Genomic DNA, 13,158 nt, shown 5'->3' on the forward strand with positions numbered 1-13,158 from the left:
ATCGGCGCGCTGACCAACGCCGGCGCCGCGGCCTCGCAGGCGGCGATGGCGGCCCAGGACATGCTGCAGCGCGACCGCGCGGCGGCGCGGCAGAACCTGCCCTCGGTGTTCACCGTGCGTGTGGTTGGCTTCGGCAACGAGCCCATGGAGGGCGCCCAAGGTTCGTCGCGTGGCGCTGCCAGGGGTGAGCCGGTGAGCTACAACGCCAACAGTGCTATCCAGGTGCTGGGCGCCGGCGTGTTGACGGAGGCCCAGAAGGCACAGCTAAGCCCTGAGGAGCGTCGGAACTGGCGGCCTTGAGCAGACGGCGACTGGCTGCTGCTTCCCTCAACTGGCCGGTGTTGGCAGTTTGTAGCTTGCCGCCTCACGGCCGGGCGTTCGGAATCAACGGCGTTGCCGGAACCTGAGGAGGCGGGCGCTGCGGGTACACCGAAGTGCCGAAGGTGTTGCCCATGCGGTTGCTGGTGGCCGCCCGGTTGAACAAACCCAGCTGGTTGGAGGGCCGCAGGATGATGGCCTCCGACCCGAATGCCGGAGGCGGCGAATTTTTTTGCGCGTCGGCGGCCGGCCGCAGTTTCTGGGTCAAGCAGGCGAAGGAGGGAGTTTTTTCGCCGTTCACCTCTACCTCGATACAGGACGCGGCATCGTCAGCCGCGGCGGGCGCGCTCGCCGCGGGGGCCGGTTGCGCGTTCAGCAAAGTGCTGAACAGTGCCAGGGAAATGAGGGCGGGGATTGAGCGAACCATAGCGTGCCTGCGGCTTTCATTTTTGCGTCACATGGACCAGGCAGTCAATGGTGGCGGGAGCACGTGTCACCGCCATGACGAAAGCGGGCAGGCGACAAGCACGGCACGGTACAAAAAATAAGAGAACTTTTTCTTGACGGGAAGAGTTCTCTTTTTTTTGCCAACCGCCTTGCGCCGCTCCCGCCAGGAGGCTGTTTGCCGCGAAAGAGTTTTATGAAGATTTCGTGACAAACGACAGTCGCGGTCCTCCCTGGCCGTCTATACCTTTGTACGCAATGCCGTCATGGTCGCTCTTCACCATGGTTGTTGTTGCGCACGATTTTTCGCAGCTTCAGCGGCACCGGTGATCCGGTACCGGTGGACCCTATCAGCGTTTGGTTTTTCAGAATTGAGTTGATGACATGCGTGACCTAAAGAAGAGTAACCCGCCCAGCTATTGGACCAGCGTGTTCCTGGCCGTGGCGGCATTGACGGGCCAGGAGGCGGCGCTGGCGCAGGCCCCGGCGCCCCCGGCGGCGCAAGCCGCGCAGCCCACCCCGGTAGCGCCGGATGCGGCCGCGGAAGCGGCAGCCTCGCGGCCGGTCGATATCCAGGAATACATCGTGCGCGGCAACACCGTGCTGGATGCCCGCTCCATCGAACGCGCGGTGACTCCTTTCCTCGGACCGCGCCGCACGATGAAAGATATCGAGAGTGCGCGCGACGCGCTGCTGGCCGTGTACCAGGCGCGCGGTTACCAGTCCGTGTACGTCGACCTGCCGGAGCAGCAGGTGACGGGCGGCATCGTGTTCCTGCAGGTCAGCGAAACCAAGGTGGGACGTGTGCGCGTCGTCGGCGCGCAGTACAACTCGCCCCTGGAAGTGCGCGACCAGGTGCCGGCACTGAAGGAGGGCGCGGTTCCCGACTTCAACCAGGCGCAGGCCGAATTGGCCCAGCTCAACCGCGGCGGCAAGCGCCAGGTGATGCCGCTGGTCAGGCAGGGTGCGATCCCCGGCACCATGGATGTGGACCTCAAGGTGGAAGACGGCAGCCCCTGGCGCTTGAGCGCCGGCCTCAACAACGACTACAGCGCCGACACCAAGCACCTGCGCGCCAGCGCCTCGGTGTCCCACGACAACCTCTGGCAGCTTGGCCACGTCGCATCGGTCAGCTTCTACGGCGCGCCCGAAGACCTGAACCAGACCCAGGTGTGGTCCGGCTCCTATATGGCGCCGATACGCGGTTCCAACTGGAGCCTGGAGGCCTCGGGCTACAAGTCAGACAGCAACGTGGCCACGGTGGGTGGAACCAACGTGCTCGGCAAAGGCCATGCCTTCGGGTTCAAGGCGACCTACACGGTGCCCAACTCCGGCGCCTGGTGGCACAGCATGAGCATAGGCGTCGACTTCAAGAGCAACGAGGAAGCGCTGCGCCTGGGCGCCACGGGCGATTCCTCGACGCTCAAGTACGCCCCCATCACGCTGGCCTATTCCGGCTTCATGCAGGGTGAGCGCAGCCAGTACGGCGTCGGGCTGTCGATGGTGGCCGGCACCCGCAGCTTCCTGGGCTACGGCAGCACCGTCCAGGAGTTTGACTACAAGCGCTACAAGGCCTCGCCCAGTTTCATGGTTCTCAAGGCCGACCTGAACGGCAGCTACACCTTCGAGGGTGATTCGCAGCTCGGTTACCGCCTGGCCGGGCAGATGACGGACTCCCCGCTGGTCTCCGGCGAGCAAATGGCGGCGGGTGGCGCGAACACCGTGCGCGGCTATCTGTCTTCCGAAGCCACCGGCGATTACGGCCTGGTGGGTTCGCTGGAATACCGCACCAAACCGCTGAATTACTTCAACCCATGGTTGGAAGGCTGGCGCGTCTACGCCTTCGCGGATGCGGCCCAGCTGCACCTGCGCAGCCCGCTGCCGCAGCAAACCGAGGAGTTCACCCTCGCGTCGGTGGGCGTGGGCACCAGCTTTCGCCTGGGCACCAGCGTGAGCGGCAAGCTGGACCTGGGCTACCCCTTGAGGAACGGCCCGCGCACGGAGCGCCGCGACCTGCGCGTGACCTTCAACATCAACGCCACCTATTGAGGCGGCGCAGGCAACCCTTTATCCGGACCTTCAAGTTTCACCGTTTTTTTTTCCTTCTTTCATTTCTTCCATTCCTTCCATCCTTCCACGAGCCTTCGGAGAACCCTTCTCATGCGACGCATCCTCTTTCTTTCGCTCACGCTGCTGAGCACCTTAGTGCCGAGCTTGGCCCATGCATGGTGGCAGCCCGACTGGGCTTACCGCAAACCCGTCACCATCGACGCCGGCCCGCAGGGCGGCGCCATAGGCGGCGATGCCGGGCGCACGCCGGTGCTGGTGCGCCTGCACACGGGCAATTTCAGTTTCCAGGGTGTCAGTGACAACGGCGCCGACCTGCGTTTTGTCGCGGCGGACGACAAGACCGTGTTGAACCACCAGGTCGAGCAGTTCGATCCTTTGCTCGGCATCGCGCTCGTGTGGGTGGAGGTTCCCGCGCTGTCGGCCGGTGCGCCGCAGCAAGTCTGGATGTATTACGGCAACAAAAAGGCGCCCGCGTCCGGCAACGGCCAGCGCACCTTCGATCCCGACTACACCCTGGTCTACCACTTCGGCGAAGCCGGCGCGCCTCCGCGCGACACCACGGCCTACGGCAACAACGCGCAGACCTCGGCAGTGATCCTGGAAGGCGCCGTGATCGGCAAGGGCGCGCAACTCGGCACGGCGGCGCTGCAGCTGCCGGCCTCGCCATCCCTGGCGCAAAAGGCCGGTGATACCTTCACCTTCAGCGCATGGGTCCACCCCGACAAGCTCGGCGCCCAGCAAGTCATCTACTCGCGACGCGACGGCGCGGGCGAGCTGGTCATCGGACTGGACCAGGGCGTTCCCTTCGTGCAGGTCAACGGCAAACGCAGCAACCCGGGCCAGCCCATCCAGGCCGGCCAGTGGTCCCACCTGGCGCTGAAGGCCGACGGCAAGACTGTCGCGCTCTACGTCGGCGGCCGCGCCGCCGCTTCGCTGGAAGGCGCCCTGCCGGCGCTGAACACCTCCGCTTCCCTGGGCGTCGACGCCACCGCGTCCGCCACGCCGGGCGCGCAGGCGGCCTTCGCGGCCTTCACGGGCTCCATCGACGAACTGCGCCTGTCCAAGGTGGCACGCGCCGACGCCCTGCTGCTGGCCGATGCGGTGTCGCAAGGTGCAGAGTCCCGCATGACCAAGTTCGGCGCGGACGAACAGCAAGCGGGGAAAAGCCACTTCGGTTTCATTCTGTCGGCCATGCCGCTGGACGCCTGGGCCGTGGTGCTTGTGCTGGGTCTGATGATGGGTTTTTCCTGGTTCATCATGATCGGCAAGAGCCGCAGCTACAGCGCGATCTCGCGCGCCAACGAGGTCTTCATGGGCTACTTCCGCGAGTCGGCCGGCGCGCCGCTGGATTCGCTGGCCAAGAGCAACAAGATTCCCGCCGAGGTGAAGTCGGACTCCTCGCTCTGGCGCCTCTATGAAGTGGCTGTGGGCGAACTGCGCCGCCGCCATGACCGCGGCTACGACCTCAACGCCGTCTCCAACGCCACCATCAGCGCCATCCGGGCCGCGATGGACGGCGTGCAGGTGCGCGAGAACGAGCGCATGTCCAAGCGCATGAACTGGTTGTCCACCACGATTGAAGGCGCGCCTTATGTCGGCCTGTTCGGCACCGTGCTCGGCATCATGCTGGTGTTCGTCGTGGCGGCGATGGCCGGCGCAGTCGACATCAACTCGGTGGCGCCCGGCATGGCCGCCGCGCTGCTGTGTACCGCCGCCGGCCTGGGCGTCGCGATTCCCGCGCTGTTCGGCTACAACTGGCTGGCTTCGCGTTCAGACGCCATTGGCGCGGACATGGCGGTTTTTGTGGATGAGTTTTCCACGCGCCTGGCCGAAGAGCAGGGCGAGGGCCGCCAGGCCCACGCCGGCCAACGCGCTTAACGGGGCGGATGACCATGGCAAACGCAGCCAAATTCGGCACCAAGAAACGCGCGGGCGGCATCAACATCACGCCTTTCGTGGACGTGCTGCTGGTGGTGCTGGTGATTTTTATCCTGACCAGCAATGCCAGCATTCCCGGCCTCAAGGTGGACCTGCCCAAGGCGAGTTCGTCCGTGGCGCTGGAAAAGCCCAAGACCAAGGCCATCACCATCGACAACGGCGGGCGGGTATTCCTGGACGCCTACCCGGTGACCCTGCCTGAGCTCGAAGAGCGCCTGCGTACCGAGAAAGCGCTCACGCCGGATTTTCCGGTGATCGTGCGCGGTGACGCGGCCGTCCAGTACGCCAAGGTCGTCGAGGTGCTGGACTTGCTGCGCCGCATCGACCTCAACCAGGTCGGCCTGGTGACCGGCAAGCCTGCCTGAGGGGAATGAGAACGTGGCCTCCCTTCATCTCAATCCCCATCCGCTGCGCAATGCGGGCGACATCTGGCGCCGCTGGGGGGGAAGCATCGTCGGTGTGGCGGTCCTGGCCCTTCTTGCCGCCGTCGTCTGGTATTTGCTCTCGGACATGGCGAGCACCAAACGCGAGGTGGCTTCCACCCCGATGCTGATGCTGCCGCCGCCGCCGCCTCCACCGCCCGAACCTGAAAAGCTGCCCGATCCTGAACCCGTCAAACCGGTGGTGACGGAGGTCAAGCCGACCCCGGCCGAGCCGGTGGAGAAACCCTCGGAAGACACGCCAAGCCCCGCCAAGGATTTGAGCGACCCGGTCACGATGAACAGCGATGCGCAGGCCGGCAACGACTCGTTCGGCATCCAGTCCGGGCGCGGTGGCGGCCTGACCGGCGGCGGCGGCCTGGGCGGCGGTTCGTACAACAACTACGTGTCGAACTTCCTGCAGCAGATCCTGCTGAGGGACCCGCGCACCCGTTCGCTGTCCTTCGACGGCCTGACGATTGACCTGTGGATGGCCGCCGACGGCAAGACGACGCGCCTGCAACTCGTCAAAAGCTCGGGCAACGCCCAGACCGACGAACTCATCCTGGCAACGCTGCGCGGCGTCGAGCGCATCGACGAACAGCCGCCGCCTTCGATGCGCCTGCCGATGCGCCTCAGCATGCGAGGCCGCCGCCAGTGAGCCCGGGCGACGCCTCCTTTCCCTCTTAACAACCTGTGACCAAAATGATGAACCACCCAGCCCTCCTTACCAAGCATGCCGGCCCCGCGTTTGCCGGGTCCGCGCCTTCCCGCCATCCGCGACTGGCGCACCGGGCCCAGATCCTGGCGCTGAGCTCCGCCATCGCCATGATGTTCATGGCCGCGCCTGTGTCTGCGCAAACCGCCGCGCCCACCGAGACCGCCATGGTCAGGCTGATTCGCGGGCTGGTGCAAAGCGGCGCGCTGACCAAGGACGTCGGGGAGGCACTCCTGGCCCAGGCGCAGACGGAAGCCATGGCGGCCCAGCAGGCGCAGCGCCAGCTCGCGGCCGCGGCGCCGGCAGGCGGGCTGCGCCCCGAGCCGGGCGATGTCCGGGTTCCCTACATCTCCGACACGGTGCGCGACCAGATCCGCGACGAGATCAAGGGCCAGGTGATGGCGCAGGCCAAGTCCGAGGGATGGGCGGCGCCCAACGAGACACCGGAGTGGACGCAGCGCATCCGTATCGAAGGCGACATCCGCGCCCGCTACGAATCGCGCCTCTTCTCGTCCGACAACAGCAACATCGAAACCAATTACGCCGCCATCAACGCCGGAACCGGTTACGACATCAACCCCAACACCAACCCGGTGGCGTTGCCGCAGCTGCTCAACACGCGCCAGGACAGGCGCAACCTTGCGCGCCTGCGCGCCCGCCTGGGTGTGCTGGCCGACATCTCCGACAGCACCCAGGCCGGCGTGCGCCTGGCAACGGGCAGCGACGACAGCCCGGTTTCCACCACGCAGACCCTGGGCGGCGGCCTGGGCAAGAAGAGCATCTGGCTGGACCAGGCATGGCTGTCCTATAAACCCTCGGAGTGGGCCAAGGTCACCGCCGGCCGCTTCGGCAACCCCTTCATGTCCAGCGACATGCTGTTCTCCGGCGACCTGAACTTCGACGGCATCGCCGCGCAGTTCGACAAGACCCTGGCCAACAAGGATGTTTCCGTGTTCGGCACCGTCGGCCTGATCCCGCTTGAATATTCGTCCGACAGCGCACCGAACCGCAGCCAGAACAAGATGTCCAGCGAAAACAAGTGGCTGCTGGGCGCCCAGGTCGGCGCCAACTGGAAGCTCGACAAGGAAAACAGCCTGCGCGGCGCGGTCGCCTACTACCAGTTCAACAACGTCAGCGGCAAGGTCTCCGAGCCGTGCGCCCTCTACGCCGGCGCCGACGGCTGCAGCACCGACTGGAGCCGCCCGGCCTTCATGCAAAAGGGCAACACCCTGATGCTGCTGCGCAATATCGCGCTCGACCCTCTCGACCCGGCGAACACGGCGCAGCCGCAGTACGTCGGCATGGCCTCGAAATTCAACCTGCTGGACATCAACCTGCGCTGGGACACCAAGGTGGCGGGCTACGGCCTTCGCCTGGACGGCAACTACATCAACAACATGGCCTACAACGAGGGTGAAATGTTCGCGCGCGCGCGGGGCGGCATCATCAACAACTTCGGCGGCACCGGCGGCACCACCCAGGCCGACTTCAAGAGCGGCGGCAACGCCTACATGATCCAGGCCACTTTCGGCAACCCGAGCCCGAGCGCGAAAGGCGACTGGAACGTGATGGCCGGCTACAAGCACATCGAGCCCGATGCCATGCCCGACGGCTACAACGACTCGACCTTCCACCTGGGCGGCACGAACGCGAAGGGTTACTTCATAGGCGCTTCCTACGCGCTGGCCAAGAACACCTGGTTCAGCACGCGCTGGACTTCCAGCAAGCAGGTCTTCGGCGCGCCGTTTGCCGTCGACACGCTGCAGGTTGACTTCAATGCACGTTTCTAAGGAGGACTTTGTGCATACATTCAAAGTCTTGGCGCCGCGCGGCGCCATGCTGTTGCTGCTCGCTGGCCTGGCGGGCCTTACGGGTATGTCTGCTCACAGCCAGCCGGCGCAGACCATGGAGGACCGCCTGCGTTCCCAGTTGCAGGCGACCACCGTGCAGTTGCAGCAGGCGCAAAACGAGCTGGCCGTCCTCAAGGCCGGCCAACCGGCCGCGGGAAAAAGCGCCGGCGCTTCCGCGGCGGCTTCGCCGGACGTCGACACCCTGAAAAAAGAACTCGCGGAAAGCCGCGGCCAGCTGGCCGCTGAACGCCAGGCCCGCGCCAAGCAGGGTGACAGCGTCCAGCAGCAGGCCCAGCTCGTGGAAAAAGCCAACGCGCAGGTGGCCCAGTTCCGCAATGCCTATGAGGAGTTGCTCAAGATGGCGCGCGCCTCGGAAGCCGAGCGCCAGCGCCTGGGCGGCACGGCTTCGCAGCAGAAGGCGGCCCTGGCGCAATGCGAAGCGAAGAATTCGCAGCTCTATGCCGTCGGGCAGGAAATCCTGCGCGCCTATGAGACGCTGGACATGAACAGCGTCATCGCCGCGCGCCAGCCCTTTGCCGCGCAAAGCCGCGTCAAGTACGAGCAGATCGCCCAGGACTATGGCGACAAGCTCTATGAAGGCCGTTTTGACGCGCGAAGCGTGGCCGCGCCCGCACCCGCCGCCGCACCCGCGGCAACACCGGCAAAGTGAGGCGCGACGTGGCGCAGTGCTTGTGTCATGTAGCTGTACTGTAATGAGCGGCATGGCCACGGCTGTGGTTCACCAACGACTATTGAAAGAGAAGCAAATGAAATCGAATGCCAAAACCCTGAAGTGCCTGAAGCCGGTGGCCCATGCCGTATTGGGCGTGTTGCTGGCGTCCCTGGTGGGCGCCGCCGCCGCGCAAGGCGCGTCCGATCCCGTGGTGGCCCGCCTGGGCGCCGTGACCATAGGCCAGACCGAAGTCGAACGCCTGCTGCAAGGCATGCCGGATGCCGAGCGCGCCGCCGTCAAGGGCAACCGCGCCGGTGTCGAGAGCTGGCTGCGCCAGCGCGTGGCCAGCGAAGCCTTGCTGCGTGAAGCGCAAAGCAAGAACTGGGCTGCCCGCCCTGAAGTGAAGAGCCGCATCGACGCCTCGGTCCGCGAGATCACGGCCCGCATCGTGAGCGGCACCTACCTGGAATCCATCGCGCAACTGCCGGCCGGCTACCCTTCCGACGCCGAGCTAGTCGCCGCTTATGAACAAGCCAAACCCGGCCTGAACATTCCGGCGACCTACCGCGTTTCGCAGATATTCCTGGCAACGCCGGCCGGCGCCGACGCGGCCGCGGTGGCCAAGGTTCGCGATGAGGCCAAACGCGTGGCCGCCCAGGCGCGCCAGGGCGATTTCGCCGCGCTGGCCAAAGCCCGCTCGCAGGACCCACGCAGCGCGGAGCGCGGCGGGGACGTCGGCGCCTTGCCGCTGGAGCAAATGTTGCCGGAGATGCGTGAGCCTGTGTCCAAACTCAAGGCCGGCCAGGTCAGCGATCCCGTGCAATCGGAGTCGGGTTTCCACGTGATCAAGCTGGTCGAGTCGCAAGCCGCCCGCACCGCCACGCTGGAAGAAGTCAAGCCGCGCCTGCGCCTTGCGCTGCGCGAGCAACGCCAGCAGGACATGGTGCGCGACTACCTCGCCAAGCTCGCGCCCGAAACCAGCGTAAGCATCGACAACGCCGCGCTCGACGCCGCATTGCAAAAAGTCAATTGATGGCAGGCGCGGCTTGCGTAACGCATGCCGCGCCGATTTTCTCCCCGCTTACCTCTTCTTTTTTCAGGATCCCAGATGACCAACAATTCCATCCAAGAAAACGCCGAACAGACCGGCGCGCAAACTCCGCAAGGCAATGCACCCGTCATGACCGGTGAACTGCTGGTTTTCGTCAACCCGGAGCAGGTGTCGGATGCCATCAAGGCCGCCGGCTGCGCCGTCACCGCGATTGAACAGGACGGTGTCGTGTACCTCCACAGCGCCAGCCACGGCGTGGGTTTCCAGGTCTTGTGGGGCAGCGCCCTGTCGCCCGGCCAGTATGCGGACTTCACCCTGAGCTGCCCGCTGCGTGTGCAGGGCGGCACGCTTCCCGGCGAAGTGCTGGCCGACTGGCACCGCACCAAACGCTTCGCGCGCGCCGCGCTCCACGGTGATTTCGTCGCGCTGGAAATGGACGTGCTGGCCGCCGGGGGCATCAGTCCCGCGCACCTGGTGGTTTCCATGCAGCTCTGGACCCAGATGATGGGCCAGTTCTTCCTGCACCTGCGCAATTTCAAGCCCGCCGCCGCGCCGTCGGCAACGGATTCACAGGGCGGTGATACAGCCGTGGCCGCGTCCCAAGGCGCCGACGCCACCGCCAACGCTTGAGCGGCGGCCTGACGGCTTGCGCCGCGGAGCACTGATGTGAGCAAGACACCTGAAGACGCATCACAGGCCGCGGCGGCGGAGGCCATCGCACAGCAACAAGTCCGCCACGCCACTCTCACGCATGAACTGGAACGGACGCGGCGCGCCGCGCTGTTCTGGCGTCGCCAGCGCGCCACCTTCCTGGGCTTGCTGGTCGAATCCATGGACGAATTCGACATCTCCCAGGCGGAGTTGGTTCGTGCCAGGCGCGCGCATGGTGAGCCCGGCAAGGATGAAGCCGCGGAGCCGGCGGCGGAAAAAGAAGACCGCAGGGATGGGCTGGCGGGGTAGGGCAACGACAGGGAGGTTTCCGCCGGCAAGCCGCACTGCGCGATACCCTCATGCGCCTGACAAACTGCTACTGCCGCCTCAAGCGACTGGTCACGACCACGTCATATTTTTTTTCTAGCATTGGCACTCCAGCTGCAACCCATTCGTCGACGGAGAGTTGTGCGGCCAGCTTTCTAACAGGTGTTGACCGAACATGCCCTCCCGCCGCCTATGTACCGAACAGCCGCTCTCGCCGTGGCGCTTGCCGGATGCCTCTTGATGATGGATGTGCAGGCCGCCGGCGGGCCGGCGCAAGCCGTGCGCCCTCGCGCTTTGGGCCTTGCGGCTGACGCCGCGAAAACACGCGCCGGCCAACGCATGCAGTTCGACATTCCGGCGCAGCCGCTGCAAGCCGCACTGGAAGCCTTCGGCGCCGTGAGCGGCCTCTCGGGTTTTTACGGCGCCGAGTTCACGGAAAACCGCCTGTCCAATGCCGTCTCCGGCCTGTACACGCCGGACGCGGCCCTGCGCCTGCTGATCGAGCACACCGGGCTCGACGTGCATTACACGGCGGTCGATGCATTCATACTGGAACCCTCCGCCTCCTGGGCCGCCGCAACGCCGGCGACCCGTGATACGGGCCTGGACGGTCTGCTGCAGGCGCGTGTGCGTGAAGCTTTTTGCCGCGAGCCGCTGTTGGCCGCCGGCGATGCCCGCATCGCGATCAGCTTCAGGCTGGGCCGCCAGGGCCGTGTCGAAGCGCCGCTCCTGCTGGATACCACCGGTGACGCCGGCCGCGATGCGGCGGTGCTGGCGGCGCTGGGTTCCGTGGACCTCGGCCGTGTTCCGGAAGATGCCGGGTCTTCCTTCGTCATGCTCATCCTGCCGCAACGCGCGGGCGCCGCCCGCGAATGCGCGCCGCGCTGAGCCCGGCCCTCGTCACCCCGTACCGCACGCCATGAGCCAATCCAGCCTGCTGGTCCTGCGCGACTTCATGTTGAAGCGCTACGACGACCTCAAGCGGCGCCTCACGCTGCAGCTGGGCAACGTGGACCTGGCCGGCGACGCGTTGCAGGACACCTGGCTGCGCCTTGAAAGCACGCCCGACTCCCGTGAGCCGGTCCAGTATCCCCTCAGCTACCTGATGCGCATGGCGACCAACGCGGCGCTGGACCGCCTGCGCGCCGACGGCCGATTCCTCAGCGGCGAAGAGGTGGAGCAGTTGTTTGAAAACCTGGCCGACCCCATGCCCGGGCCGGCGCAGACCGCCGAGGCGCGTTCGGAAGCGGAGCGTCTGGCAGCCGTGATTGCGCAGATGCCGCAGCGCCGCCGCAACATCCTGATCCTGATCCGCGTCGACGACATGCCGAGGCAGGAAGTGGCCGACCGGCTGGGCGTGTCGCTGAGCCTGGTGGACCGCGAGCTCAAGCGCGCGCATGAGTATTTGATGGAGCATATGCAGTGAGCAGGGATTTCACCGTACAGTTTTTGGGCGCGAGAACCGTCTATGTCTTGATGGAAGCTTCGCATGCTGCCGCGGCAATGTCTGCCGGGCGGCCTGCGGGTTCAGGAAAGACAAGGGTGTGATGAAGCATCAGCGCGAAGACGACCTCGCCTTGCCGGAGCGGCAGGCCCGCGTCTGGGTGCGACGGCTCACTTCGGGCACGGCGCGCACCGGGGACGCGCGCGCGCTCGAGCGCTGGTGCCGCGCCAGCGAGGCCAATCGCCGCGCCTTTACCGCGGCGCACCGGCAGTGGCAAGCCGTGCGCGGCGCGGCCGAACTGGCGGGCGCGAACGACCCTGAACTGATGGCCTTGCGTACCGCGCCACGGCCGCAAGCCCGGCTCGCAGGCGCGGCCTCGCGGCGGCGATTCCTGGCCGGCGGCGTCGCGCTGGCTTCGGCTGCGGCCGTCGGTGTCCTGGTGGTGCATCCGCCGCTGGCGCTCTGGCCTTCGCTGGAATCCCTGCAGGCCGACTACACGACCGGCGTCGGCGAGCAGCGCAAGCTGGCGCTGGGCGATGCTGTCACGGTGGAACTGAGCACGCGCAGCAGCCTCAGCGTGCGCAGCGATGGCGGCCGGCCGGTCGGTGTCGACCTGATCGACGGCCAGGTCGCCGTCGACATCGGCGCGAAGGCCGGTCCCTTCACCGTGTTCGCTGCTGCGGGCAGCGTGCAGGCGATGGATGCCAGTTTCGAAGTCCGGCATGTGGCGGGCGGTATATGCGTGACCTGCGTCGACGGGCTGGTGCAGGTGGCCGTGGCGGGCAAGCGGGTGAACCTCGTGGCCGAGCAGCAGGTCACTTATGGGCAGGGCATCCTGCAACCCGTGCGCCGGGTGAATGCGGCGGTGCTGACCGCGTGGCGCGACGGCCTGCTGAGTTTTCAGCGCACGGCGCTCGCGCAGGTGGTCGACGAAATCAACCGCTACCGCCCGGGGCGCGTCATTTTGCTGAGCCGGCAATTCGAAGGCCGGCCGGTGAGCGGGCAGTTTTACATCCGCGACCTGGACAAAGCCATCACGCAGATCCAGCGGCTGTTCAAGCTGGAGGTGACGTCGCTCCCGGGCGGCATCGTGCTCTTGAGTTGATGGCAATGCCCGGGCCCCGTGGCCGGGGACAAGTGTGCGCGCGAGAAAAAAAGAAGGTGGAAGCGGTAAAGGGTGTACAGCTTTGGCCGCCGGTATCCGTCTAGAAGCATGGGCGGCCACCACAGGTGGCTGCTGACGTCCACCAACCGC

13 protein-coding genes and 1 pseudogene are annotated in these 13,158 nt (G+C 66.1%); all 14 read left to right on the forward strand.

The window, feature by feature from the left end; all coding sequences use genetic code 11:
* A pseudogene (locus ACLV74_RS23155) lies at positions 1-300 on the forward strand (hypothetical protein); the annotation flags it as partial.
* Positions 301-452: 152 nt separating this feature from the next.
* Entirely contained in the window at positions 453-866 is a 414-nt protein-coding gene (locus ACLV74_RS23160; protein WP_411881781.1) for a hypothetical protein, read from the forward strand.
* A gap of 280 nt (positions 867-1,146) precedes the next feature.
* Positions 1,147-2,811, forward strand: a complete 1,665-nt coding sequence (locus ACLV74_RS23165; protein ID WP_411881782.1) for a ShlB/FhaC/HecB family hemolysin secretion/activation protein — start codon at positions 1,147-1,149, stop codon at positions 2,809-2,811.
* 111 nt (positions 2,812-2,922) lie between these two features.
* Positions 2,923-4,710: a DUF2341 domain-containing protein gene (locus tag ACLV74_RS23170; RefSeq protein ID WP_411881783.1), complete on the forward strand. Its 1,788-nt coding sequence runs from the start codon at positions 2,923-2,925 to the stop codon at positions 4,708-4,710.
* A 14-nt stretch (positions 4,711-4,724) separates the two neighbouring features.
* Positions 4,725-5,135 carry an ExbD/TolR family protein gene (locus tag ACLV74_RS23175; RefSeq protein WP_411881784.1) on the forward strand — a complete coding sequence of 137 codons (411 nt, stop codon included), beginning with the start codon at positions 4,725-4,727 and terminating at the stop codon, positions 5,133-5,135.
* Positions 5,136-5,148: 13 nt separating this feature from the next.
* Positions 5,149-5,850 carry a hypothetical protein gene (locus tag ACLV74_RS23180; protein ID WP_411881785.1) on the forward strand — a complete coding sequence of 234 codons (702 nt, stop codon included), beginning with the start codon at positions 5,149-5,151 and terminating at the stop codon, positions 5,848-5,850.
* A gap of 44 nt (positions 5,851-5,894) precedes the next feature.
* Complete coding sequence (locus ACLV74_RS23185; protein WP_411881786.1) at positions 5,895-7,697, forward strand: putative porin; 1,803 nt, start codon at positions 5,895-5,897, stop codon at positions 7,695-7,697.
* Positions 7,698-7,707: 10 nt separating this feature from the next.
* Positions 7,708-8,427, forward strand: coding sequence for a hypothetical protein (locus tag ACLV74_RS23190; RefSeq protein ID WP_411881787.1), 720 nt, complete (start codon positions 7,708-7,710; stop codon positions 8,425-8,427).
* 97 nt (positions 8,428-8,524) lie between these two features.
* Complete coding sequence (locus ACLV74_RS23195; RefSeq protein WP_411881788.1) at positions 8,525-9,463, forward strand: peptidylprolyl isomerase; 939 nt, start codon at positions 8,525-8,527, stop codon at positions 9,461-9,463.
* 75 nt (positions 9,464-9,538) lie between these two features.
* A complete protein-coding gene (locus ACLV74_RS23200) occupies positions 9,539-10,111 on the forward strand; it encodes a YbjN domain-containing protein (protein WP_411881789.1) in 573 nt (190 codons plus the stop codon).
* Positions 10,112-10,147: 36 nt separating this feature from the next.
* Positions 10,148-10,441 carry a hypothetical protein gene (locus tag ACLV74_RS23205; protein ID WP_411881790.1) on the forward strand — a complete coding sequence of 98 codons (294 nt, stop codon included), beginning with the start codon at positions 10,148-10,150 and terminating at the stop codon, positions 10,439-10,441.
* 258 nt (positions 10,442-10,699) lie between these two features.
* Entirely contained in the window at positions 10,700-11,347 is a 648-nt protein-coding gene (locus ACLV74_RS23210; RefSeq protein ID WP_411881791.1) for an energy transducer TonB, read from the forward strand.
* A 31-nt stretch (positions 11,348-11,378) separates the two neighbouring features.
* Entirely contained in the window at positions 11,379-11,885 is a 507-nt protein-coding gene (locus tag ACLV74_RS23215; RefSeq protein WP_411881792.1) for an RNA polymerase sigma factor, read from the forward strand.
* 121 nt (positions 11,886-12,006) lie between these two features.
* Positions 12,007-13,008: a FecR family protein gene (locus ACLV74_RS23220; RefSeq protein ID WP_411881793.1), complete on the forward strand. Its 1,002-nt coding sequence runs from the start codon at positions 12,007-12,009 to the stop codon at positions 13,006-13,008.
* Positions 13,009-13,158: the final 150 nt, after the last annotated feature.

Origin of the sequence: Polaromonas sp. YR568 (genome assembly GCF_943369415.1) — a bacterium.
GTDB lineage: Bacteria > Pseudomonadota > Gammaproteobacteria > Burkholderiales > Burkholderiaceae_C > Polaromonas.